The sequence below is a fragment of the Variovorax sp. M-6 genome (assembly GCF_052114385.1).
In the GTDB taxonomy this organism is placed as follows: Bacteria; Pseudomonadota; Gammaproteobacteria; order Burkholderiales; family Burkholderiaceae_C; genus Variovorax.
On the sequence record NZ_JBFREQ010000001.1, the window covers coordinates 137,696 to 161,145 of the forward strand.

A 23,450-nucleotide genomic window follows, 5' to 3' on the forward strand; every position below is an offset into this window, starting at 1 on the left:
CCCGCCATGGTCAGTGCCGTCTTCCACTCCCCGCTCGACGCCCAGCCCGTGATGCCGCCGGCAGCGAAGAGCGTCGCCAGGCCGGCGGCTTCGCCACCGCCTGCCGCGGTCGAGCCCGCGCCCCGCGTGCCTCGCGATTTCCGCGCCGTCTGGCTGCGCGTGCTGCCGCCGCTGCTGGGCTTCGCGCTGCTGGTCCTGGTCTGGGAACTGGTGGCGCTCAGGAGCACCACCGGCTTCCCCTCGCCGCTCGCCACCTGGCAACAGGCGCTCACGGTCTTCAGCGATCCGTTCTACAGCAAGGGGCCGAACGACCAGGGCGTGGGCTGGAACGTGCTTTCGTCTCTGCAGCGCGTGGCGCTGGGCTTCGGGCTGGCGGCCGCGGTCGGCATCCCGGCCGGGTTCGCGATCGGGCGCTTCGAGTTCCTCTCGCGCATGTTCAATCCGCTGATCAGCCTGCTGCGCCCGGTGTCGCCGCTGGCCTGGCTGCCGATCGGGCTGCTGGTGTTCAAGGGCGCCAACCCGGCGGCCATCTGGACCATCTTCATCTGCTCGATCTGGCCGATGGTCATCAACACCGCGGTCGGCGTGCAGCGCGTGCCCAGCGACTACATGAACGTCGCCCGGGTGCTGAACCTCAGCGAGTGGAAGATCTTTACCAAGATCCTGTTCCCGGCCGTGCTGCCCTACATGCTGACCGGCGTGCGGCTGGCGGTCGGCACCGCCTGGCTGGTGATCGTCGCGGCCGAGATGCTGACCGGCGGTGTCGGCATCGGCTTCTGGGTCTGGGACGAGTGGAACAACCTCAACGTCGCCAACATCATCATCGCGATCTTCGTCATCGGCATCGTCGGCCTGGTGCTCGAGTTCGCGCTCATCAGGATCGCCACCGCGTTCACGTTCGAAGAGGTGAAGTCATGAGTCGCACGGCCGCTCCGAAGACGAACACCGCAGCGCTGCCGCGCGGAGGTTTCCAATGAATGACGATTCGAAGTACATCGAGATCCAAGGGGTCGAGCAACGCTTCAAGACCGCCAAGGGCAGCTTCCTGGCGCTGCGCGACGTCAACCTGAACGTCGCCAAGGGCGAGTTCATCACGCTGATCGGGCACTCGGGCTGCGGCAAGTCGACGCTGCTGAACCTGATCGCCGGCCTGACGGCGCCGACCCAGGGCGTGCTGCTGTGCGCCAACCGCGAGATCAAGGGCCCGGGGCCGGAGCGCGCGGTGGTGTTCCAGAACCACTCGCTGCTGCCCTGGCTCACCTGCCACGAGAACGTGTACCTGGCCGTCGAGCGCGTGTTCGCGGCGACCGAGAACAAGGCGCAGCTCAAGGCGCGGACCGAGGCGGCGCTGGCGCTGGTCGGGCTCACGCCGGCGGCACAGAAACGCCCCGGCGAGATCTCCGGCGGCATGAAGCAGCGCGTGGGCATCGCCCGGGCGCTGTCGATGGAGCCCAAAGTGCTGCTGATGGACGAGCCCTTCGGCGCCCTCGATGCGCTCACGCGCGCCAAGCTGCAGGACGAGTTGCTCGCGATCGTGCAGAAGACCCGCAGCACGGTGGTGATGGTGACGCACGACGTCGACGAAGCCGTGCTGCTGTCGGACCGCATCGTGATGCTGACCAACGGCCCTGCCGCGACCATCGGCGAGGTGCTGGCGGTCGACATTGCGCGGCCGCGCAACCGCGTGGAGCTGGCCGAGGACCCGGTCTACGTGCACGCGCGCAAGGCCGTGATCGACTTTCTCTACACGCGCCAGGCGCATGTAGAGAAGGTCGCGGCCTGAGCGGCCCCTCTCACGGCCCCTTGCACGGCCTCTCGCGCACCGGGAGTCAGGACATGATGACCTGCAGACTGTGCTCGTACGAGGCCGTGAGCTGCTCGAAGGTGTCGACCAGCGCGTCGCTCGCGCGAACCAGCGACGCGCGGCCCTCGGCACTGTCGATGCCGCGCACGCCGCGCATCAGGTGGAGCCATTCGTCGCGCGCGATCGCCAGCGCGGCACGGATCTCGGGCGAACTCAGCGGCGCGGCCTCGAGCTCCCGCAGCGCAGCTTCGAATTCGTCCATGGTCGACGCCAGCCGGTCCTGCGATCGCGCCGCCGGCAGCACCGACGCCAGCAGCGCGTCCTTGGCCAGCCGCTGCGCGCGCATGCGCTGGCGGCCGCAGAGGTTGACGATGCGCAGCGCGCGGCGCGCGCCGGAGGCTTCGAGCGCATCGGTCAGCGCTTCGGCGGCCAGGAGCAGGCCCTCGGCCCGCGCATCGATGCCGAGCAGCGCGGGCGCGGCCAGCCGCGCCGACAGCGCCGTTTCCAGGTCTTGCCAGGCGCTGCGCACCCGAGCCAGCGCCTCGGTGCCGGCCTCGCCCAGCGCCAGGGTGGCGAGATGATCCAGGTTGTGCTGCACCCGCTCGGCGGATTGCGTGCGCAGCACCCGGGCGCGCCGCGCGTCGACGCCGGCCAGCGCCTGCGCCGCCACCCGCACCAGCCGCTGCGACAGCATGCGCAGCTGGCCGGCGCGGTTGATCGCGTCGGCCCACTGCGCGGCCTCGAGCACCGAGCGCGAGACCTCGCCGAGCCGCAGGTTGGCGTGCATCGCGGCGCCGCGCAGCAGGCCGAAGGCCTCGTCCTCGCCGATGCCGCGCGCCGACATCAGCAGGCCCTTGGCGCGGTCGATCCACTTGCGCTCGTCCAGGCGGGTGCGAGAAGCATCCAGTTCGGTGCGCAGCGCGGCCTCGCGCTGCCAGCGGGCCCGGGCACGAACCAGCAGCGCGGCGAGCGACGGTGCATCGAGCCGCTCGATCGGCGCCCAGGCGTGCACGCCGAGCGCCACCAGTTGCGCGTGCACGGCGGCGTCCAGCGGCGCGCTGACGAGGCTCAGGGCGCAAGGCGGCGTGCCCGACCAGGCCTGCAGCGCCTCGAGCAGCGGTTCGGGCGCCGGCGCGGGCAGCCAGACCAGGATCTGTCGCGGCGCCAGTGCCTCGGCCTGCCGCACCAGGTCGCCGCAGGCCAGGCAGCCGACCGGCACGATGCCGCACCCGGCCAGCGCCTGCGCGAGCGCCGCGGGCAGCGCGCCATCGGCGGTTTCGGGGGGCAGGACGACAAGAAGAGGGTTCACGGCGGGTTGGGACAAGCGATGCAAAGCATAGGCCAGGCGAGCGCTCGACGCCTGGCACACCTTTTGCGTGATTCAGGGCGCGGTGTAACGAAGCACCGCTTTGGTGAAGCGGCAGGTTCCTGCCCGCAGTCCGGCAGCGCCAAGGCCGGGCACACCCGTCAGGCCGCCGGCTTTCACCGCGGCCACACCTCCCCAACCCTGTCCGACGACACGGCCCTCGCACGGCCGGGCCGCGGCATTTCGCACTGAACACGATGTCCAGCTTCAAGACCTTTCTGCATTCAGGCCACGGCCCGACGCTGTTCGCGGCCTTCCTGTACTTCTCGTTCTCGTGCTGCATCTGGGTGCTCAACGGCGCCATGGCGCCTTTCATCGGCGAGACCTTCGACCTCTCGCCGGCGCAGAAGGGGCTGATGCTGTCGGTGCCGATCATCGCGGGCGCGCTGATGCGCTTTCCGCTCGGCATCCTGTCGCAGTACATCGGCCGCAAGAACGCGACCCTGGTCGAGATGGGCCTGATCGCGGTGGCGATGCTGTTCGGCTTCTTCATGGTGAAGAGCTTCAACGACCTGCTCGCCATGGGCGTGCTGCTGGGCATCGCGGGCGCCAGTTTCGGTGTTGCGCTGTCGCTGGGTTCGGGCTGGTTCCCGCCGCAGCACAAGGGGCTCGCGATGGGCCTGGTGGGCGCCGGCAACGTCGGCACCGCGGTGTCGGTGCTGGTGGCGCCGCCGCTGGCGCAATGGCTGGGCTGGCAGAGCGTGTACGGTGTCGCGGCCGGCGCGATCCTGCTGCCGATGATCGTGATGATCGTGTTCGCCAAGGAGCCGCCCGACATCGACAGCCACGCCAGCTTCCGCGAGCACATCGCCTGCCTGTTCGAGAAGGACGGCTGGGTCTTCAGCCTGATCTACGGCGTCACCTTTGGCGGCTTCATCGGCCTCACCACCTTCCTGCCCTCCTACTACTACGACCAGTTCGGCGTGAGCAAGGTGCAGGCCGGCCAGTTGACGATGCTGGCGGCCTTCATGGGCGCCGCGGTGCGCGTGATCGGCGGCTGGATCTCCGACCGCTGGGGCGGCGTCAACACGCTGACGCTGGTGTTGGCGGTGGTGGCGGTCGGGCTGGTGCTGGTGGGCGTCTCGTCGGCGTCGCTGGTGCTCACCACGCTGCTGCTGATCGTCTGCTTCGCGGCTTTGGGCGCGGGCAACGGTGCGCTGTTCCAGCTGGTGCCGCTGCGCTGGCCGGCCAGCACCGCGGTGGCCGGCTCGATGATCGGCGAGATCGGCGCCCTCGGCGGCGGACTGGTGCCCAATGCGATGGGCCTGTCCAAGCAATACCTCGGCAGCTACACCTGGGGCTTCGTCTTCTTCGCCGTGCTGTCGCTGGTGATGCTCGGCGTGATGCGCGCGATGCAGATCCGCTGGACCCGCACCTGGGCCGAAAAGGGCGGCCGCGCCCGGGTCGTGGCGCACCCCCCGGCGGCTGCGAATGCCACGAAGTCTCCCAAGGCCCGAAACGCATGAACCGCACCATCCTGATGCCGGAGATGCCGCGGAACCGGCTTCGCCGGGCCGCTGGTATCGCCCCCGGCGAGGGGGTGGAGAGCGACACGCAGTGCGCGAGCCTGGGGGACTGCCTATTTCGGCAAGAAGAGCAGCCAGAGCACGAGCAGTGCGTTGAACAGCAGCGACACGCCCAGCCCGATCTTGAGGAGCGCAGCCGGATCGCGCCGGATCAAGGGCGTGGCGCCCGGCGCACCGATCGGGCGCGAGGCACCTCGCTCCAGCGCCAACAGCAGTTCCTCGGCAGTCTCGAAGCGCTGGCGGGGATCGCGCGCCACCGCCTTGCACACCAGGTGGTCGAGCCAGACCGGCACGTCGGGGCGGATGCGCGAGAGCGCGGCCGGGTCGCGCCGGTAGCGCGCCAGCTGGTAGGGCTCGATCTCGCCGTAGGGCAGGCGTCCCGCGAGCCACTGGTAGAGCGTGACGCCGAGCGCGAACAGGTCGCTCCCCGCATCGGCACCGGCGCCCTCCCACTGCTCCGGGTTGATGTAGCTCGGCGTGCCGGCATGCAGTTCGCGCTGCGCCGCGCCCTCGCGGCCGGACAGCGCGACACCCAGGTCCAGGATGCGCCAGCGGCCATCCTCGCCCAGGTGCAGGTTGCCCGGCTTGATATCGCGATGCACCACGCCGTGCCGGTGCAGCCGGCCCAGCGCCTTGGCGACGGCGATGGCCGCGGCGACCACCTCGGCCGCGCTGCTGCGGTGGCCGGATTTCTGCAGCTGCTCGAGCGTCCTGCCGCCGTGCCAGTCGAACACCACGTAGAGCGCGCTGGCGTCCTGGGCGCGTTCGTGCACGCGCACGAAGCCGCTGTCGGCGCGCGCGCTGACGCGCAGGCCCAGCCAGGCCTCGTGCGCCAGCATGGCGCGCTCCTGCGGGTCACTGGCGCGCGAGGGATGCAAGGTCTTGAGGGCGACCAGTTCCCGCGTGACCGGGTGGCGCGCCTGATAGAGCAGGTGCACGCCGCTATCGGCCACCCGGGCCGTGATCACGTAGCCGTCGAGCGAGTCGCCCACCTTCAATGCGGCCGGCGGCGCCAGCCGGCGGACATCGCCGAGCTCGTCGTCGAGCTGGCGCGCATCGAGGCCGATGACGCGGATCACCAGCGCGGTGGCGTTGTCGCGCGTGCCGGCCGCCAGGGCTGCGCGCACCAGCGCCTCGCTCCCCTCCAGCGCCGTGCCCTGCAGCGCGAACCGGGCCAGCTGCTGCGCCTTCAGCACGCCGTGCACGCCGTCGGAGCTCAGCACGAAGCAGTCGCCGACGCGCACGTCGCCTTGCAGGTAGTCGACCCGCACCTGGTCGTCGAGGCCGATCGCGCGCGTCAGCCGGCTGCGCAGGTCCGGGTGCTCGAAGGCGTGATCCTGGGTCAGCGCCACGGCCGGCTCGCCGCCCTCGCGCACCCGCCAGGCGCGCGTGTCGCCGACGTGCGCCAGCGTGTAGCTCTGGCCGTGCAGCACCAGCGCGGTGAGCGTGGTGAGCGCGGTGCCGCCGCCCTGCCGGCGCCTGTTGTGGTCGGCCAGCCAGGCGTTCTGGGCGCCGATCAACCGGTCCAGCGCGGCAGTCGGCTCCCAGGTGTCGGGCGTGGCGAAGTAATCGGCCAGCAGTCCCATCACCGTGGTCTGCGCAGCTTCCAGTCCACGGCCGCCGGTGGACACGCCGTCGGCGATGGCGGCGATCAGTCCACGCGCCTCTTCGCCGGGCGGCGCATGCACCGTGCCGGCGAAGTCCTCGTTGACTTCGCGCGGCCCGCGCTGGCTGTTGTAGCCGATGTCCACTTCAAAGCTCATGGCGCGATTCTCCACGCGCGCCCTGGGCACCCTGCTTGATTGAATCCAGGAAAGGTCCAGCCCCATGAAGAAGATGAAACTCGTGATGGTCGGCAACGGCATGGCCGGCGTTCGCACGCTCGAAGAGCTGCTGAAGATCGAGCCCGAGCTCTACGACATCACGGTGTTCGGCGCCGAGCCGCACCCCAACTACAACCGCATCCTGCTGTCGCCGGTGCTGGCCGGCGAGCAGACGGTCGACGAGATCGTGCTCAACAGCTGGGAGTGGTACGCCGAGAACCACATCACGCTGCACGCCGGCAAGAAGGTGGTCGAGATCGACCGCGTCAAGCGCATCGTTCGCGCCGAGGACGGCACGGAAGCGGCGTACGACCGTCTGCTGCTGTGCACCGGCTCCAACCCCTTCATGCTGCCGGTGCCCGGCCGCGACCTGAAGGGCGTGATCGCCTACCGCGACATCGCCGACACCGACTACATGATCGAGACCGCCCGCACGCACAAGCACGCGGTGGTGATCGGCGGCGGGCTGCTGGGCCTGGAGGCGGCCAACGGCCTGATGCTGCGCGGCATGACCGTGACCGTGGTGCACGTGATGCCCTGGCTGATGGAGCGCCAGCTCGACGACGTCGCGGGCAAGCTGCTGCAGAAGTCGCTGGAGGATCGCGGGCTGAAGTTCCTGATGGGCGCGCAGACGCAGGAGCTGGTCGGCGGCCCGGAAGGCCGCGTCACCGCGATCCGCTTCAAGGACGGCACCGAGGTGGCGGCCGACCTGGTCGTGATGGCGGTCGGCATCCGGCCCAACACCGAGCTGGCCGAGCGCGCCCGGCTGCATGTGAACCGCGGCATCGTGGTCAGCGACACCCTGCAGACCGTGACCGACGCGCGGATCTACTCGGTCGGCGAATGCGCGGCCCACCGCGGCATCGCCTACGGCCTGGTGGCGCCGCTGTTCGAACAGGCCAAGGTGGCGGCCAACCACCTGGCGCAGTTCGGCATCGGCCGCTACCTGGGCTCGCTGACCTCGACCAAGCTCAAGGTCACGGGCATCGACCTGTTCTCGGCCGGCGAGTTCATGGGCGGCGAAGGCACCGAGGAGATCGTGATGAGCGACCCCTTCGGCGGCGTCTACAAGAAGCTGGTGATCAAGGACGACAAGCTGGTCGGCGCCTGCCTCTACGGCGACACGGTCGACGGCAGCTGGTACTTCAAGCTCCTGCGCGACGGCCGCAGCGTGCACGACATCCGCGACAAGCTGATGTTCGGCGAATCGAACATCGGCGACACCGGCCACGAGGGCCACAGCAAGGCCGCCTCGATGCCCGACGAGGCCGAGGTCTGCGGCTGCAACGGCGTCACCAAGGGCACCATCTGCAAGGCGATCAAGGACCGCGGCCTGTTCACGCTCGAAGAGGTCAAGAAGCACACCAAGGCCAGCGCCTCGTGCGGCTCGTGCACCGGGCTGGTCGAGCAGATCCTGATGTTCACCGCCGGCGGCGACTACTCGGCGACGCCGAAGAAGAAGGCGGTGTGCGCCTGCACCGACGTCAGCCACCAGGACGTGCGCGAGGCGATCCGCAAGGAACACTACCTGACCCACGACGAGGTCTACCGCAACCTCGGCTGGCGCACGCCCGACGGCTGCGCCACCTGCCGCCCGGCGATCAACTACTACCTGATCTCGACCTGGCCCAAGGAGGCCAGGGACGATCCGCAGAGCCGCTTCATCAACGAGCGCAGCCACGCCAACATCCAGAAGGACGGCACCTATTCGGTGATCCCGCGCATGTGGGGCGGCCACACCACGCCCGACGAGCTGCGCCGCATCGCGGATGCGGCCGACAAGTACAAGATCCCGACGGTCAAGGTCACGGGCGGCCAGCGCATCGACCTCCTGGGCGTGAAGAAGGAAGACCTCGAGAACGTCTGGAAGGACATCGGCATGCCCTCCGGCTTCGCCTATGCCAAGTCGCTGCGCACCGTGAAGACCTGCGTCGGCAGCGAGTGGTGCCGCTTCGGCACCCAGGACTCGACCCAGCTGGGCAAGGACCTGGAGCGCGCGCTGTGGGCGATGTACTCGCCGCACAAGGTCAAGCTGGCGGTCTCGGGCTGCCCGCGCAACTGCGCCGAATCGGGCATCAAGGACGTCGGCGTGATCGGCGTCGACTCGGGCTGGGAGATCTATGTCGGCGGCAACGGCGGCATCAAGACCGAGGTGGCGCAGTTCCTGGTCAAGGTGAAGACCTCCGAGGAGGTGATGGAGTACGCGGGCGCCTTCCTGCAGCTGTACCGCGAGGAAGGCTGGTACCTGGAGCGCACGGTGCACTACATCGGGCGCGTCGGGCTCGACCACGTGAAGAAGAAGATCCTCGAGGACGCCGAGGGCCGCAAGACCTTGTGGGAGCGGCTGCAGTTCGCGCTCGACGGCGAGCCCGACCCGTGGTTCGAGTCGAGCCAGGCCTCGGTCGACGTCCGGCAGTTCACGCCGGTGGCGGTGGTCGACAAGCTGGCCCACACCGTTTGAAAGAAAGAGCACGACCATGAACGAATGGAAACCCATCTGCCGCGTCGACGACATCCCCGTGCTGGGTGCGCGGCGCGTGGCCCGTTCCGCGGGTGTCGACGTCGCGGTGTTCCGCAATGCCGAGAACCAGGTCTTCGCGCTGCTCGACCGCTGCCCGCACAAGGGCGGTCCGCTGAGCCAGGGCATCGTGTTCGGCACCAGCGTGGCCTGCCCGCTGCACAACTGGGCCATCGGGCTCGACGACGGCTGCGCGAAGTCGCCCGACGAAGGATGCACGCCGCGCTTCGCAGTGAAGGTGACGGACGGCGTGGTGCATCTGGACGGCGAGGAACTGGCGACCCATGCCACCGACCTCGAGCGACCGGTGGCCGGCCCGAAGCGCCCTGTCGCAGCTTGAAGGCAGCCCCATGAACGAAACACGCTCCACCTGCCCCTACTGCGATCTCGCCGCTGGCGCGGCGAATCGCTTTGCGAGCAATGAAGAACTCCGCAACAGGGGCTTGGCATCGTGAACCAGACACGCTCCACCTGCCCCTATTGCGGAGTAGGCTGCGGCGTGATCATCGAATCCGATGGCGCGCAGATCACCGGCGTGCGCGGCGACCCGGACCACCCGGCCAATTTCGGCCGGCTCTGCACCAAGGGCTCGACGCTGCACCTGACCGCGAGCGCAGCCGTCACGCGGCAGACACGGCTGCTGCAGCCGATGCGGCGGGCCGAGCGCACGGCCGCGCCCGAAGCCATCGGCTGGGAGCCGGCGCTCGACCTCGCCGCCGACAAGTTCGCGCAGGTGGTCCGCGACCATGGCCCGGACGCGGTCGGCTTCTATGTCTCGGGCCAGCTGCTGACCGAGGACTACTACGTCTTCAACAAGCTCGCCAAGGGGCTCATCGGCACCAACAACATCGACACCAACTCGCGCCTGTGCATGAGCAGCGCGGTGGCCGGCTACAAGAAGACGCTGGGCGCAGACGCACCGCCGGCCTGCTACGACGACCTCAGGTTCGCCGACTGCCTCTTCATCGTCGGCAGCAACACGGCCTGGGCACACCCGATCCTGTTCCGGCGCATCGAGGATGCGAAGGCCGCCAACCCGGCGCTCAAGATCATCGTCGCCGACCCGCGCCGCACCGACACGGCCGAGATCGCCGACCTTTTCCTGGCCATCCAGCCCGGCACCGACGTGATGCTGTTCAACGGCATGCTGCACCTGATGCTGTGGGAAGGCTGGACCGACGCCCGCTACATCGCCGAGCACACCAGCGGCTTCGACGCTCTCAAGGCCACCGTGCGCGACTGCACGCCCGATCGCGTCGCGCAGATCTGCGGCATCGGGAAGGACGACCTGCTGCAGGCCGCGCGCCTGTTCGCCACCTCGGCGGCGACGCTGAGTCTCTATTGCCAGGGGCTGAACCAGTCGTCCTCGGGCACGGCGAAGAACGCTGCGCTGATCAACCTGCACCTGGCGAGCGCGCAGATCGGCAAGCCCGGCGCGGGACCGTTCTCGCTGACCGGCCAGCCCAACGCGATGGGCGGCCGTGAAGTGGGTGGCCTGGCCAACCTGCTGTCGGCGCACCGCGACCTCGCGAACCCGCAGCACCGCGCAGAAGTCGCCGCGCTGTGGGGCGTGCCGGCCGTTCCGGCCACACCCGGCAAGACCGCGGTCGAGATGTTCCAGGCCGCCGCCGACGGCGAGATCCGCGCGCTGTGGATCGCCTGCACGAATCCCGCCCAGTCGATGCCCGACCAGGCGACCGTGCGCCGCGCGCTCCAGCGCTGCGAGTTCGTGGTGGTGCAGGAAGCCTTCTCCACCACCTCGACCTGCGACTTCGCCGACCTGCTGTTGCCGGCCACCACCTGGGGCGAGAAGGAAGGCACGGTCACCAACAGCGAGCGGCGCATCTCGCGCGTGCGCCCGGCGGTGCCGGCGCCGGGCCAGTCGCGCGGCGACTGGGCGATCGGCGTGGACTTCGCGCGCAAGCTCGAAGCACGCCTGGCGCGCCCGAACAGCCCCGGCACCCTCTTCCCCTACGCCAGCGCCGAATCGGTCTGGAACGAGCACCGCGAAAGCACCCGCGGCCGCGACCTCGACATCACCGGCATGAGCTACGCGATGCTCGAGGCCGCGCCGCAGCAGTGGCCGCTGCGGGAGGGCGAAACGACCGGCCGCGCGCGGCTCTACGAGGACGGCGTGTTCCCGACCCCCGACGGCCGCGCCCGCTTCGTCGACACGCCCTACAAGCCGGTGGCCGAAGCGCGCGAGGCGCGCTATCCCTTCTCGCTCAACACCGGCCGGCTGCGCGACCAGTGGCACGGCATGAGCCGTACCGGCACGCTGGGCCGGCTGTTCGGCCATGCGGCCGAGCCGAGCGTGCAGATGCATCCGCAGGACATGGCGCGCCGCCAGCTGGTGGAGGGCGACCTGGTGCACGTGACCTCGCGCCGCGGATCGATCGTGCTGCCGCTCGCGGCCAGTGCCGAGGTCGGCCTGTCCCAGGCCTTCATCGCGATGCACTGGGGCGGCGAGTACCTGAGCGGCAGCTCGAGCACGGGCGAGCGGCTGGCCGGCGTCAACGCGCTCACGACGCCGAGCTTCTGCCCCGACTCGAAGCAGCCCGAGCTCAAGCATGCGGCCGTCAAGATCCTGAAGGCCGAGCTGCCCTGGTCGCTGCTCGCCGCCGCCTGGCTGCCGCAGGATGCGGCGCTGGACACCGCCGGCGCGCTGCGCGGGCTGATGCGGTCCTTTCCCTTCGCGAGCTGCGTGCCCTTCGGCGCCGGCGGCGCGCTGGAAGGCGGCGCACCCGAACGCACCGGCATCCTGTTCCGCGCCGCGGCCTACGAGGCCCCGCCCGATGCGGTCCTGGCGCAGATCGAAGGCCTGCTGGCACTGGGCGGCAGCGACACCCTGCGCTACGCCGATGTCAAACGCGGCCAACGGCGCGCGGTGCGCCTGGTGCGCGACGGCGGCGACGCCCGTCTCGAAGGCTTCCTGCTCGGCGGCGACACCCGCGCCGAAACCTGGATCAAGGCGCTGCTGCAGGACCGCCTGCCGGCCCAGGCCTACGGCCGCCAGCTGCTGCGCCCCGGGGCCGCGGCACCGGCCGGCGTGGCCGCACGCGGCAAGATCATCTGCAGCTGCTTCGGCGTCACGCAGACCGCGATCGAGGCGCAGCTGGGCGCCGGGTCCGGGACCGACGACGAGCGCCTGGCGGGGCTCCAGGGGGCCTTGAAATGCGGCACCAACTGCGGCTCCTGCCTGCCCGAGCTCAAGCGCATGGTGCGCGCCACCTCCGCCGCGAGGCATAAGCCCACGGTCCAACCGGCATAAGGCATGCGGGACAATCGGGCACCCATGGGAATCAGCCACTACATCAAGGAAATCGGCCGCGGCGCGCGCGGCGCCAAGTCGCTCGACCGCGCGCAGGCCACGGACCTGTTCGGCCAGGTGCTCGACGGCAGCATCACCGACCTGGAAATGGGCGCCTTCTGCCTGGCGATGCGGATCAAGGGCGAGACGCCCGAGGAGATGGCCGGCTTCCTCGACGCCACCCATGCCCGGCTGGCGCGCTTTCCGGCCACCGGGCGGCCGCTGGTGGTGCTGCCGAGCTACAACGGCGCCCGCCGGCTGCCGGTGCTGACGCCGCTGCTGGCGCTGCTGCTGGCGCGTGAAGGGTTGCCGGTGCTGGTGCATGGCGCGGCCACCGAATCGGCCCGGGTGCTGGCGTCCAACGTGCTGGCCGCGCTCGACGTGCCGGCGCTGGCGGCGATCCGCCCGATCGCCGACGGCGAGGCGGTGTTCGCCCCCACCGAACTGCTGAGCCCCGGCCTCAAGCGCCTGCTCGACGTGCGCCGCGTGGTCGGCCTGCGCAATCCCGGCCACAGCGTGGTCAAGCTGATGCAGCCCGGCGTCGGCGACTGCGTGGTGGTCGGCAGCTACACCCATCCCGAGTACGCGCGCTCGATGGCCGCCACCTTCGAGCTGACCGGCATGACCGCCCTGCTCTCGCGCGGCCTCGAAGGCGAGAGCGCGGCCGACCCGCGCCGCACGGCGCAGGTCGACGGCTTCGTGCGCGGGCAACGCATCGCGCTGCAGGCGCAGCAGCCGGGCACCCAGGCCGAGGTGCCCGGCCTGCCCAGGGAGATCGACATCGAGACCACGGCCGGCTACACGCGACGCGTGCTGGCCGGCGAGCTGCCGGTGCCTCATGCCATCGCGCAGCAGGTTGCGCAGATCCTTCAACTGGCGCAACTGGCGCAAGAAACCGAAACCGCGGAGATCCCATGAGCCATCTTTCACTCCAAGGCAGCTGCACATTGGTCGGCGCCGGCCCCGGCGACCCCGAACTGCTGACCCTCAAGGCGGTCAAGGCGATCCAGGCCGCCACCGTGCTGCTGGTCGACGACCTGGTCAACGACGAGATCCTGGCCTATGCCCGGCCGGACGCGCGCATCGTCTACGTCGGCAAGCGCGGCGGCTGCCGCAGCACGCCGCAGGCCTTCATCGAGCGGCTCATGATCACCGCGGTGCAGGAGGGCGAGACCGTGGTGCGGTTGAAGGGTGGCGACCCCTTCATCTTCGGCCGCGGCGGCGAGGAGGTCGAGCACCTGCGCGAGGCCGGCATCGAGGTGCGGGTGGTCAACGGCATCACGGCCGGACTGGCCGCGGTCACGGCACTCGGCGTTCCGCTCACGCACCGCGACCATGCGCAGGGCGTGGTGTTCGTCACCGGCCATGCCAAGACCGGCTACGCAGCCGGCGAGCATCCGACCGACTGGCGCCAACTGGCCGCCACCGCGCGCGACGCCCGCCTCACGCTGGTGATCTACATGGGCGTCTCGGGCGTGGCCCATATCCAGGACGAACTGCTGCACGGGCTGCCGGGTGGTACGCCGGTGGCCGTGATCCAGCACGCAAGCCTGCCGCAGCAGCGCCACATCGTGACCACGCTCGCGCGGTTGCGCACGGACATCGCGAGCGCGGAAATGGCGAGCCCCTCGGTGATCGTGGTCGGCGACGTGTTGCGCGGGCTGGCCGAGGCCGGCGTCCCGTCGACACGTTTCGGCACCTGAGCGCGGCACATTGAACTCCTTCGACGTCGTCGTCATCGGCGCGGGCGCCGCCGGCCTCTTCTGCGCCAGCCTCGCGGGCCAGCGCGGCCTGAAGGTGCTGCTCGTGGACCACACCGAGCGCATCGCCGAGAAGATCCGCATCTCCGGCGGCGGCCGGGCCAACTTCACCAACCGCGACCTCGACGTGCGCGCGCCGCAGCGCCACTTCATCGGCGACAACCCCAACTTCTGCCGCTCGGCCCTGTCGCGCTACACGCCGCAGCAGTTCATCGCGTTGGTGCAGCGCCATGGCATCGCCTTCCACGAGAAGCACAAGGGCCAGCTGTTCTGCGACGGCCCCTCGCAGCAGATCATCGACATGCTGCTGGCCGAATGCGCGGCCGGCGGGGTGGCGCACTGGCAGCCCTGCAGCGTCGGCGAGATTGCCTTTTCCGACGACGGTGGCTATCGGATCGAAACCAGCCGCGGCGCGGTCCGGGCACCGCGCGTGGTGGTCGCCACCGGGGGCCTCTCGATCCCGCAGATCGGCGCCAGCGACTTCGGCTACCGGGTCGCCGCGCAGTTCGGCCTGCGGATGGTCGCGCCGCGGCCGGCGCTGGTGCCGCTGACCTTCGGCGGCGAGGCCTGGGAGCCGTATGCGGGCCTGGCCGGCCTCGCCCTGCCGGTGCAGATCGAGACCGGCAGCAAGAAGGAGCGCATGACGTTCCACGAAGACCTGCTGTTCACGCACCGCGGCCTGTCGGGGCCGGCGGTGCTGCAGATCTCGAGCTACTGGAAGCCCGGGGCGCCGCTGACCATCGATTTCGCACCCGGCACCGATGTCGCGGCCGCGCTGGGCGAGTCCAAGCAGCGCTCCCGCAAGCGGATCGGCAACGAGCTGGCGGCGCTGGTGCCCTCCCGGCTGGCGGACGCCTGGGTCGGCCAGGACGCGGCGCTGCAGCGCCCCATCAACGAAGCCGCCGACCGGGCGCTCTCGGCGCTGGCGGAGCGCATCGCGCGCTGGCAGATCACGCCCAGCGGCACCGAGGGCTACAAGAAGGCCGAGGTCACGGCCGGCGGCGTCGACACCCGCGACCTGTCGTCCCAGACCATGGAATCCAAGCAGCCCGGCCTCTATTTCATCGGCGAAGTGGTGGACGTCACGGGCTGGCTCGGCGGTTACAACTTTCAGTGGGCCTGGGCCAGCGCGCACGCCTGCGCCCAGGCACTGGCGCCGCAGACCCAAGCTGAGGCTATAATCTCGGGCTAACTTCGGCCATCCCTCAACGGCCCACCCCATTATTGAGTTGAGGAACCCCGGCCCGGGGCTTCGATCTCCCCAGGCCAAATTGAACCAACCGATTCCTAAATGACCACCATCCGCGTAAAAGAAAACGAGCCCTTCGACGTCGCACTGCGCCGTTTCAAGCGCACCATCGAAAAGCTCGGCCTGCTGACCGACCTGCGTGCCCGCGAGTTCTACGAAAAGCCGACCGCCGAGCGCAAGCGCAAGAAGGCCGCGGCCGTCAAGCGCCACTACAAGCGCGTGCGCAGCATGCAGCTCCCCAAGAAGCTGTACTAAGCACCCGCAGCGTTGGCCTCGGGCCACCGCCCGGTTCAAGCCGGATCGAGCCGCGCCAGGGAATACCTGCCGCGGCTTTTGTTTTTTCGCCCCCTCTACGAAAGCCAGCCATGAGCCTCAAGGACCAGATCACCGAAGACATGAAGACCGCGATGCGCGCCAAGGACTCCGAGCGCCTGGGCACCATCCGCCTGCTGCTCGCGGCCCTCAAGCAGAAGGAAGTCGACGAGCGGGTCGAGCTCGATGACGCGATGGTCGTTGCGATCGTCGACAAGCTGGTCAAGCAGCGCAAGGAYTCGGTCACCGCCTTCACCCAGGGCGGCCGCACCGACCTGGCCGACAAGGAAGCCGCCGAAATCAAGGTGCTCGAGGTCTATCTGCCGCAGCGCATGAGCGCCGACGAGGTCGCGGCCGAGGTCAAGGCGATCGTCGCCGAACTCGGCGCCAAGGGCCCCGGCGACATGGGCAAGGTGATGGGCGCGGTCAAGACCCGGCTGGCCGGCAAGGCCGACATGGGCCAGGTCAGTGCCGCCGTGAAGGCCGCGCTCGCGGGCGCCTGAACGTGAAGGCGCGCCCGGTCCTCAAGGCCTGCGCCTGCCTGGTCGACGGCCGGGGCCGCCTGCTGGTGTTCCGCCACCCCGAGGACCGCGGCATGCAGTTGCCCAAGGGCACGGTCGAGCCCGGCGAGGCACCCGAGGATGCGGTGCGGCGCGAACTGCTGGAGGAATCCGGCATCGCCTACGCCGGTGCACTGGAGCCGCTGGGCACCATCGACCGCTACTGCGAGGCGGGCGTCGAGGGCAACAAGCGCCGCCATCCACAGCTCTGGCATGTCTACCTGATGCGCGCCGAAGCGCCGCTGCCCGAAAGCTTCGATCACGTCGCCTCGGGCAGCCCCGAGGAAGACGGCCTGGTCTTCAGCTTCAGCTGGCTGGCGCCCGACGCCCCGCTGGACAACTTCGCCCCACCCTACGTCCGGGTCATCGACAAAGTCCGCTCCGCGTTGTCCCTCTGAACCGGCCGGCGCCAGCCTGGCCCCTTCGTGAAACACCGCGGAACCGGCTCCGCCGGGCCGCTGGTGTTGCCCCCGGCAGGGGGTGGGCGCCCGGACACGAAGTGCCGGGCAACCTGGGGGCGAGTCACCAACTCACTTCGCGCTCGGGCGTGGCGCTGATGTTGTGGATCGACAGATCCGCCCCGGCATATTCCTCTTCCTGCGACAAGCGCAACCCGAGCGTGGCCTGCAGCACGCCGTACACCGCCGCGCCCGCGACGAGCGCCCAGGCCACGCCGATCGCCACCCCGATGAGCTGCGCCCAGAGATTCACCCCGCCGATGCCACCCAGGGCCCGCGTCCCGAAAATCCCTGCCGCAATCCCGCCCCAGGTGCCGCACAGCCCGTGCAGCGGCCAGACGCCGAGCACGTCGTCGATCTTCCACTTGTTCTGCGTCAGCGTGAACATCTTGACGAAGATCGCGCCGGCCACGCCACCCACCACCAGCGCGCCGATCGGATGCATCAGGTCGGAACCCGCGCAGACGGCCACCAGACCGGCCAGCGGGCCGTTGTAGACGAAACCCGGATCGTTCTTGCCGAGCGCCAGCGCCGCCAGCGTACCGCCGACCATCGCCATCAACGAATTCACCGCCACCAGCCCCGAGATCTTGTCGATCGTCTGCGCGCTCATCACGTTGAAGCCGAACCAGCCCACGCACAACACCCAGGCGCCCAGGGCCAGGAACGGAATGCTCGACGGCGGATGGGCGCTCAGCGAACCGTCGCCGCGGTAGCGGTTGCGGCGCGCGCCCAGCAGGAGGACCGCCGGCAGCGCCAGCCAGCCGCCCATCGCATGAACCACCACCGAGCCCGCGAAATCGTGGAACTCATTGCCCGTCACCCGGGCCAGCCAGTCCTGGATGCCGAAAGCCCGATTCCAGGCGATACCCTCGTACAGCGGGTAGACGAAGCCCACGATGACCGCCGTGGCGATGAGCTGCGGCCAGAACTTGGCCCGCTCCGCGATGCCGCCCGAGATGATCGCCGGGATCGCTGCGGCGAAGGTCAGCAGGAAGAAGAAGCGCACCAGCTCGAAGCCGCTGCCGATCGCCAGCCGATCGGCGCCGACGAAGAAATGCGTGCCATAGGCAACACCGAAGCCAACGAAGAAATAGACGATGGTCGACACCGAGAAGTCGACCAGGATCTTCACCAGCGCATTGACCTGGTTCTTCTTGCGTACCGTTCCCAGTTCGAGAAAGGCGAAGCCCGCATGCATCGACAACACCAGGATGGCGCCGAGAAGAAGAAAAAGCGCGTTCGTGCCCCGAGTCAGTGCATCCATGGAGTTTGGCGTTGAGGTTTGCGTTGATGTGGTGCGCTCACGCCGGATGACCCGGCTGACGCGCCAATCGAAAGCAAATTTGGTGCCAAATCCGCTTCACTGCGGTGCCTCACGCTCCAAATCGCTGCATCCCGCACCGACATGGAAAGCGCGCTGGTTCGCGGCCGGCGCAGCCAGGCCCGCTGGTGAAACACCGCGGAACCGGCTTCGCCGGGCCGCCGGTGTTGCCCCCGGCAGGGGGTGGGCGGGCTACACGCAGTGAGCCCAACCTGGGGGCGAGCCTATGCCCCCGCGACCTTCATGCGATTGACCAGCAGCGAGCCCGTGGTCTTGGCGCCGTAGTTGTAGGCGTCGGCGCCCACGGCCTCGATCCCCAGCAGCATGTCCTTGAGGTTGCCGGCGATCGTGATCTCCTGCACCGGGAACGCGATCCGCCCCTTCTCGACCCAGAAACCGCTGGCGCCGCGCGAGTAGTCGCCGGTGACGTAGTTGACGCCCTGCCCCATCAGCTCGATCACCAGGAGGCCGGTGCCGAGCTTGGCAAGCATGGCGTCGAGGTCGTCGCCCTTCTTCGTCAGGCGCGAGGTCAAGGTGAGATTGTGCGAGCCGCCGGCGTTGCCGGTGGTCTTCATGCCCAGCTTGCGCGCCGAGTAAGTGCTGAGGAAATAGCCCTCGAGCCGCCCGGCATCGACCACCCTGCGCTTGCGGGTGACCACCCCCTCGTCGTCGAACGGCGAGCTGCCCTTGCCGCGCAGCACATGCGGGTCCTCGACCACGTCGATGTGCTTGGGCAGCACCTTCTTGCCCAGCGAGTCGAGCAGGAAAGTGCTCTTGCGGTAGAGCGCGCCGCCGCTGGTGGCCTGCACCAGGCCGCCCAGCAGCCCGGCCGCCAGCGGCGACTCAAACAGCACCGGACATTCGGTGGTCTTGATCTTGCGCGACTTGAGGCGGCTCAGCGCGCGTTCGGCCGCATAGCGCCCGACCGCCTCGGGGCTCGCGAGTTCTTCGGCCGAGCGCATCGAGCTGTACCAGGCGTCGCGCTGCATGTCGTCGCCGCGGCCGGCGATCGGCGCCACCGAGATCGAGTGGCGCGAGCTCGCATAGCCGCCGCGGAAGCCGCGCGTGTGGGCACTGAAGAAATGGCTCTGCTGCGCCGAGACGCCGGCGCCTTCGCTGTTGGTGATCCGCTTGTCGGTCGAGAGGGCGGCCGCCTCGCATTCGAGCGCCAGCCGGGCCGCCTGCTCGCTCGTGACGTCCCAGGGGTGGAACAGGTCGAGGTCGGGCTGCTCCTTGGCGATGTCAGCCTCGTCGGGCAGGCCGCTGACCGGATCCTCGGCCGTGAAGCGCGCGATGTCGTAGGCCGCCTGCACGGTCTGGGCGATCGCGGCCTCGGAGAAGTCGGAGGTGCTGGCGTTGCCGCGGCGATGACCCACGTAGACCGTGACGCCGAGCGACTTGTCGCGGTTGCGCTCGACGTTCTCGAGCTCGCCCTTGCGCACCGAGACACTCAGGCCGCAGCCCTCGGACGCCTCCGCGCCGGCATCGGTCGCCCCGAGCTTTTTGGCGTGCGCCAGGGCCGAATCGACCAGGTTTTCGAAGAAGGGACGGCTGTAGGCGAAGCCGGAATCGGCGCGCGAGGAAGATGTGGTCATGTGTTGGCTATGATACTTGCGCCCCCTGTTCCCGATGGTGCGGCCAACGATTGACTCTATGTCCCGCAAACCCAAAAAAGGCTACTTCGTCCGTGGCGAGTTCGTAGCCGAAGGCAGTGAACTCGATCTGGAGCTCAAGCGCGAGCTCAAGGGCACCGACGCAGCCAGCAAAACCGACCTCAAACGCGAAAGCGCCGAACTGCAGGCGCTGGGCGAAGCCCTGCTCGGCCTGCGCGCCGGCCTCTTCGACAAGCTCGACCTGGGCGACAAGCTCAGGGACGCGATCGAGGACGCCAAGCGCATCACCAACTTCGAGGGCAAGCGGCGCCAGATGCAGTTCATCGGCAAGCTGATGCGCGGCCTCGACGCCGAGGTCCTCGACGCGGTCCGCGCCGCCCTGGCCGAGCAGGATCGCCTGCCGGCCGAGGAAACCGCGGCGCTGCACGAGGCCGAGCGCTGGCGCGACCGGCTGATCGCCGACGACGACGCCCTCGGCGGCTGGATCGAGACCCATCCGGCGACCGATGCCCAGCAACTGCGCGCACTGGTGCGCCAGGCCCGCAAGGACATCAAGGCCGGCCCGCCGGGCGAAGCGCCGCGCCAGGGCAAGGCCTACCGCGAGGTGTTCCAGATCGTGCGCGCCCAACTGCGCGTGCATGGCACGGCCGACCTCGCCGACGAGGCCGCCGAGCAGGCGCGCGAGGACGACGCATGACGGCGTTTGATCCGGTCCGCATCGGCATCGTCTCGATCAGCGACCGCGCGTCCAGCGGCGTCTACGAGGACAAGGGCCTGCCCGCCCTGCAGGAATGGCTGCAGCGCGCGCTGCGCAATCCGATCGCCTTCGAGTCGCGCCTGATCCCCGACGAACAGGCCGGCATCAGCGCGGCGCTGATCGAGCTGGTGGACGCCGGCTGCTCGCTGGTGCTGACCACCGGCGGCACCGGCCCGGCCCCGCGCGACGTCACGCCCGAAGCCACGCTGGCCGTGGCCCACAAGGAAATGCCGGGCTTCGGCGAGCAGATGCGCCAGGTCAGCCTGCGCTTCGTGCCGACCGCGATCCTGTCGCGGCAGGTCGCGGTGATCCGCGAGCGCAGCCTGATCATCAACCTGCCGGGCCAGCCCAAGGCGATCGCCGAGACGCTCGAAGGGCTGCGCAACGCCGACGGCTCGCAGGCGGTGCCCGGCATCTTCGCCGCCGTGCCCTACTGCATCGACCTGATCGGCGGGCCGTACCTCGAAACCGACGACGCGGTCTGCAAGGCCTTCCGGCCCAAGTCCGCGATCCGAGGTCTAGTCAGTTGAGGACAGAGCAAAAACTGCTGCGCAGTTTCTTGGTCTGTCCCGCAAGACCTAGTCAGTTGAGGACAGAGCAAAAACTGCTGCGCAGTTTCTTGGTCTGTCCCGCAAGGTATCAGGATAGTGTGTAGGCCGTCTTCACGACGGTGAAGAACTCCTGCGCGTACTTGCCCTGCTCGCGCGGCCCGTAGCTCGATCCCTTGCGGCCGCCAAACGGCACGTGGTAGTCCACGCCCGCGGTCGGCAGGTTCACCATGACCATGCCGGCCTGGCTGTGGCGCTTGAAGTGGGTCGCGTACTTCAGCGAGGTCGTGGCGATGCCGGCCGACAGGCCGAACTCGGTGTCGTTGGCGGTGGCCAGCGCCTCTTCGTAGTTCTTCACCCGGATCACGCTCGCGACCGGCCCGAAGATCTCTTCCTTGTTGATGCGCATCGAGGCCACCGATTCGCTGAACAGCGCGGGCGACATGTAGAAGCCGTCGGTATCGAGCTTGAGCCGTTCGCCGCCCGCCGCCAGCGTGGCGCCTTCGCCCTTGCCGATCGCGACGTACTCCAGGTCCTGGTCGAGCTGCGAGCGCGACGAGACCGGCCCGATGTCGGTGCCTTGCGCCAGCGCATCGCCGACCTTGATCTTCGCCATCCGGGCCTTCATGGCCTCGATGAACTTCGGATAGATGCCCTCGGTCACGATCAGCCGGCTCGACGCCGTGCAGCGCTGGCCGGTGGAATAGAAGGCGCTCTGCACGCTGAGCTCGACCGCCTGGTTCAGGTCGGCATCGTCCAGCACCACCTGCGGGTTCTTGCCGCCCATCTCGAGCTGCACCTTCTTGTGATTCGTGGCGCACTGCACCGCGATGTTGCGGCCGACGCCGACCGAGCCGGTGAAGCTGATCGCATGGATGCCCGGGTGGCTCACCAGCGCATCGCCGATCACGCTGCCGCGGCCCATCACGAGGTTGAACACACCGGCCGGGATGCCCGAGCGGCTGATGATCTCGGCCAGCGCCCAGGCGCAGCCCGGCACCAGGTCGGCGGGCTTCAGGACCACGCAATTGCCGAAGGCCAGCGCCGGCGCGATCTTCCAGGCCGGAATCGCGATGGGGAAGTTCCACGGCGTGATCAGGCCGACCACGCCCACGGGCTCGCGCGTGATCTCGACGCCGATGCCGGGGCGCACCGAAGGAAGTACCTCACCCGAGAGGCGCAGGCATTCGCCGGCGAAGAACTTGAAGATCTGGCCGGCACGGGTCGCCTCGCCGATGCCTTCGGCGCGGGTCTTGCCCTCTTCGCGCGACAGCAGCGTGCCGAGTTCTTCCTTGCGTGCCAGGATCTCGTTGCCGATCTTGTCCAGCGCCTCGGAGCGCGCCTGGATGCCGCCCGTCGACCAGGCCGGGAAGGCGGCGGTGGCGGCCGCGACCGCGGCGTCGACCTGGGCGGTGTCGCCCTGCGCGTACTGGCCCAGCACGTCGCCGAGGTTGCTCGGGTTGACGTTGGCGCTGTAGCTGGCAGCCGCGCGCCATTCGCCGTTGATGAGGTTGTCGAAGTTCTGCATGGCAGGAGTCCTTGGGAATCGAGGTGGAGACAGGCAGCTTACTGCGGCCCGAGCTTCGCGATCAGCGCTTCCAGCGCCTGGTACTCGTCGGCCTTGAGCTCGGTCAGTGGCGTGCGCACCGGTCCGGCGTCGTGGCCGACGATCTTCGCGCCGGCCTTCACGATGCTGACCGCGTAGCCCTGGCCCTTGTTGCGGATCTCCAGGTAGGGCATGAAGAAGTCCTTCAGCAGGCGGTGCTGGGTCGCAGTGTCGTCCTTGGCCACCGCGGCGTAGAAATCCATCGCGGTCCTGGGGATGAAATTGAACACCGCCGATGAATACACCGGCGTGCCGAGCGCCTTGTAGGCCGCGGCATAGACCTCCGCCGTCGGCAAGCCGCCCAGATAGGCGAAGCGCTCGCCCATGCGCAGATGGATCGCGCTCATCAATTCGATGTCGCCGATGCCGTCCTTGAAGCCCACCAGGTTCGGGCAGCGCTCGGCCAGCTTCTCGAGCGTGGCGGGATAGAGCTTGCTCTGGCCGCGGTTGTAGACGATGACGCCGAACTTGACGCTCTTGCAGACCGCCTCGACATGCGCCGCCAGGCCGTCCTGGCCGGCCTCGGTGAGGTAGTGCGGCAACAGCAGCACGCCGTGCGCGCCGGCCTTCTCGGCGGCCTGGGCGCACTGGATGGCGAAGCGCGTCGGGCCGCCGGCGCCCGCGATGATCGGCACCTTGCCGCGGCAGGTGTCGACCGCGGTCTGGACGATGCCGGGGTACTCGTCACCGGTGAGCGAAAAGAACTCGCCGGTGCCGCCGGCCGCGAACAGCGCGCTCGCGCCATAGGGCGCCAGCCATTCGAGGCGCTTCTCGTAGCTCTTCTTGTCGAAGTCGCCGTTGCGGTCGAAATCGGTCAGCGGGAAGGACAGCAGGCCGGAGCCCATGATGGATTTGAGTTCTTGGGGATTCATGTGAAGAACAGAGGGGGTGGGTGGAAGTAAGCAAGGAAGGGTTG

General features: G+C 69.2%; 20 protein-coding genes. 14 read left to right on the top strand and 6 right to left on the bottom strand.

Annotation, left to right across the window (positions count from 1 at the left end; translation table 11 throughout):
- Positions 1–6 precede the first annotated feature (6 nt).
- Together ntrB and AB4Z46_RS00695 are read left to right on the top strand one after the other, a co-directional pair.
- Positions 7–918, top strand: coding sequence for a nitrate ABC transporter permease (gene ntrB, locus AB4Z46_RS00690; RefSeq protein WP_442281547.1), 912 nt, complete (start codon positions 7–9; stop codon positions 916–918).
- A 55-nt stretch (positions 919–973) separates the two neighbouring features.
- Complete coding sequence (locus tag AB4Z46_RS00695) at positions 974–1,783, top strand: ABC transporter ATP-binding protein (RefSeq protein WP_442281548.1); 810 nt, start codon at positions 974–976, stop codon at positions 1,781–1,783.
- A gap of 46 nt (positions 1,784–1,829) precedes the next feature.
- On the opposite strand, the gene AB4Z46_RS00700 is transcribed toward AB4Z46_RS00695, so the two are convergent.
- On the bottom strand, positions 1,830–3,113 hold the full coding sequence (locus tag AB4Z46_RS00700; RefSeq protein WP_442281549.1) for a type IV pili methyl-accepting chemotaxis transducer N-terminal domain-containing protein: 1,284 nt from the start codon (positions 3,111–3,113) through the stop codon (positions 1,830–1,832).
- Positions 3,114–3,367: 254 nt separating this feature from the next.
- Between AB4Z46_RS00700 and AB4Z46_RS00705 the strand changes: the two genes are divergently transcribed.
- Entirely contained in the window at positions 3,368–4,636 is a 1,269-nt protein-coding gene (locus AB4Z46_RS00705) for an MFS transporter (protein WP_442281550.1), read from the top strand.
- 113 nt (positions 4,637–4,749) lie between these two features.
- Here the strand turns inward: AB4Z46_RS00705 and AB4Z46_RS00710 are convergent, their stop codons facing one another.
- Complete coding sequence (locus AB4Z46_RS00710) at positions 4,750–6,459, bottom strand: protein kinase domain-containing protein (RefSeq protein WP_442281551.1); 1,710 nt, start codon at positions 6,457–6,459, stop codon at positions 4,750–4,752.
- Positions 6,460–6,523: 64 nt separating this feature from the next.
- Here AB4Z46_RS00710 and nirB point away from each other — a divergent pair, with 64 nt between their 5' ends.
- From nirB to AB4Z46_RS00755, 9 genes are all read left to right on the top strand, one after another.
- Positions 6,524–8,980 (top strand): nitrite reductase large subunit NirB, encoded by a 2,457-nt coding sequence (nirB, locus tag AB4Z46_RS00715; RefSeq protein ID WP_442281552.1) that lies wholly within the window; start codon positions 6,524–6,526, stop codon positions 8,978–8,980.
- Between the two features lie 16 nt (positions 8,981–8,996).
- Complete coding sequence (gene nirD / locus AB4Z46_RS00720; RefSeq protein WP_442281553.1) at positions 8,997–9,377, top strand: nitrite reductase small subunit NirD; 381 nt, start codon at positions 8,997–8,999, stop codon at positions 9,375–9,377.
- A 111-nt stretch (positions 9,378–9,488) separates the two neighbouring features.
- Positions 9,489–12,308 (top strand): nitrate reductase, encoded by a 2,820-nt coding sequence (locus tag AB4Z46_RS00725; RefSeq protein WP_442281554.1) that lies wholly within the window; start codon positions 9,489–9,491, stop codon positions 12,306–12,308.
- Positions 12,309–12,332: 24 nt separating this feature from the next.
- Positions 12,333–13,265 (top strand): DNA-binding protein YbiB, encoded by a 933-nt coding sequence (gene ybiB / locus AB4Z46_RS00730; RefSeq protein WP_442281555.1) that lies wholly within the window; start codon positions 12,333–12,335, stop codon positions 13,263–13,265.
- Positions 13,262–14,050, top strand: coding sequence for a uroporphyrinogen-III C-methyltransferase (gene cobA, locus AB4Z46_RS00735; RefSeq protein WP_442281556.1), 789 nt, complete (start codon positions 13,262–13,264; stop codon positions 14,048–14,050). Before ybiB ends, cobA begins: the two co-directional genes overlap by 4 nt.
- A 10-nt stretch (positions 14,051–14,060) precedes the next feature.
- On the top strand, positions 14,061–15,299 hold the full coding sequence (locus AB4Z46_RS00740; RefSeq protein WP_442281557.1) for an NAD(P)/FAD-dependent oxidoreductase: 1,239 nt from the start codon (positions 14,061–14,063) through the stop codon (positions 15,297–15,299).
- A gap of 99 nt (positions 15,300–15,398) precedes the next feature.
- Positions 15,399–15,611: a 30S ribosomal protein S21 gene (rpsU, locus tag AB4Z46_RS00745; RefSeq protein WP_007833691.1), complete on the top strand. Its 213-nt coding sequence runs from the start codon at positions 15,399–15,401 to the stop codon at positions 15,609–15,611.
- Between the two features lie 110 nt (positions 15,612–15,721).
- Positions 15,722–16,171, top strand: a complete 450-nt coding sequence (locus AB4Z46_RS00750; protein WP_442281558.1) for a GatB/YqeY domain-containing protein — start codon at positions 15,722–15,724, stop codon at positions 16,169–16,171.
- 2 nt (positions 16,172–16,173) lie between these two features.
- Positions 16,174–16,626: an NUDIX domain-containing protein gene (locus AB4Z46_RS00755; RefSeq protein WP_442281559.1), complete on the top strand. Its 453-nt coding sequence runs from the start codon at positions 16,174–16,176 to the stop codon at positions 16,624–16,626.
- A gap of 124 nt (positions 16,627–16,750) precedes the next feature.
- Here AB4Z46_RS00755 and AB4Z46_RS00760 read toward each other — a convergent pair whose 3' ends face one another.
- Complete coding sequence (locus tag AB4Z46_RS00760) at positions 16,751–17,953, bottom strand: ammonium transporter (RefSeq protein ID WP_442281560.1); 1,203 nt, start codon at positions 17,951–17,953, stop codon at positions 16,751–16,753.
- Positions 17,954–18,234: 281 nt separating this feature from the next.
- Positions 18,235–19,605: a metalloprotease PmbA gene (gene pmbA, locus AB4Z46_RS00765; protein ID WP_442281561.1), complete on the bottom strand. Its 1,371-nt coding sequence runs from the start codon at positions 19,603–19,605 to the stop codon at positions 18,235–18,237.
- A 58-nt stretch (positions 19,606–19,663) separates the two neighbouring features.
- Between pmbA and yjgA the strand changes: the two genes are divergently transcribed.
- Both yjgA and mog read left to right on the top strand, forming a co-directional pair.
- Positions 19,664–20,320 (top strand): ribosome biogenesis factor YjgA, encoded by a 657-nt coding sequence (yjgA, locus tag AB4Z46_RS00770; RefSeq protein WP_442281562.1) that lies wholly within the window; start codon positions 19,664–19,666, stop codon positions 20,318–20,320.
- A gap of 35 nt (positions 20,321–20,355) precedes the next feature.
- Positions 20,356–20,910 (top strand): molybdopterin adenylyltransferase, encoded by a 555-nt coding sequence (gene mog, locus AB4Z46_RS00775; RefSeq protein ID WP_442281874.1) that lies wholly within the window; start codon positions 20,356–20,358, stop codon positions 20,908–20,910.
- A gap of 109 nt (positions 20,911–21,019) precedes the next feature.
- Here mog and AB4Z46_RS00780 read toward each other — a convergent pair whose 3' ends face one another.
- A complete protein-coding gene (locus AB4Z46_RS00780) occupies positions 21,020–22,456 on the bottom strand; it encodes an aldehyde dehydrogenase family protein (RefSeq protein ID WP_442281563.1) in 1,437 nt (478 codons plus the stop codon).
- 38 nt (positions 22,457–22,494) lie between these two features.
- A complete protein-coding gene (gene kdgD / locus AB4Z46_RS00785; RefSeq protein WP_442281564.1) occupies positions 22,495–23,406 on the bottom strand; it encodes a 5-dehydro-4-deoxyglucarate dehydratase in 912 nt (303 codons plus the stop codon).
- Between the last annotated feature and the right edge of the window lie 44 nt (positions 23,407–23,450).

What these genes read in the sequence shown, in the direction of transcription:
- cobA (WP_442281556.1), top strand. Translation starts at nt 13,262, where the DNA reads ATGAGCCATCTTTCACTCCAAGGCAGCTGCACATTGGTCGGCGCCGGC.
- nirB (WP_442281552.1), top strand. Translation starts at nt 6,524, where the DNA reads ATGAAGAAGATGAAACTCGTGATGGTCGGCAACGGCATGGCCGGCGTT.
- AB4Z46_RS00705 (WP_442281550.1), top strand. Translation starts at nt 3,368, where the DNA reads ATGTCCAGCTTCAAGACCTTTCTGCATTCAGGCCACGGCCCGACGCTG.
- AB4Z46_RS00760 (WP_442281560.1), bottom strand. Translation starts at nt 17,953, where the DNA reads ATGGATGCACTGACTCGGGGCACGAACGCGCTTTTTCTTCTTCTCGGC.
- AB4Z46_RS00780 (WP_442281563.1), bottom strand. Translation starts at nt 22,456, where the DNA reads ATGCAGAACTTCGACAACCTCATCAACGGCGAATGGCGCGCGGCTGCC.
- kdgD (WP_442281564.1), bottom strand. Translation starts at nt 23,406, where the DNA reads ATGAATCCCCAAGAACTCAAATCCATCATGGGCTCCGGCCTGCTGTCC.
- yjgA (WP_442281562.1), top strand. Translation starts at nt 19,664, where the DNA reads ATGTCCCGCAAACCCAAAAAAGGCTACTTCGTCCGTGGCGAGTTCGTA.
- rpsU (WP_007833691.1), top strand. Translation starts at nt 15,399, where the DNA reads ATGACCACCATCCGCGTAAAAGAAAACGAGCCCTTCGACGTCGCACTG.
- ybiB (WP_442281555.1), top strand. Translation starts at nt 12,333, where the DNA reads ATGGGAATCAGCCACTACATCAAGGAAATCGGCCGCGGCGCGCGCGGC.
- nirD (WP_442281553.1), top strand. Translation starts at nt 8,997, where the DNA reads ATGAACGAATGGAAACCCATCTGCCGCGTCGACGACATCCCCGTGCTG.
- ntrB (WP_442281547.1), top strand. Translation starts at nt 7, where the DNA reads ATGGTCAGTGCCGTCTTCCACTCCCCGCTCGACGCCCAGCCCGTGATG.
- AB4Z46_RS00710 (WP_442281551.1), bottom strand. Translation starts at nt 6,459, where the DNA reads ATGAGCTTTGAAGTGGACATCGGCTACAACAGCCAGCGCGGGCCGCGC.
- AB4Z46_RS00695 (WP_442281548.1), top strand. Translation starts at nt 974, where the DNA reads ATGAATGACGATTCGAAGTACATCGAGATCCAAGGGGTCGAGCAACGC.
- pmbA (WP_442281561.1), bottom strand. Translation starts at nt 19,605, where the DNA reads ATGACCACATCTTCCTCGCGCGCCGATTCCGGCTTCGCCTACAGCCGT.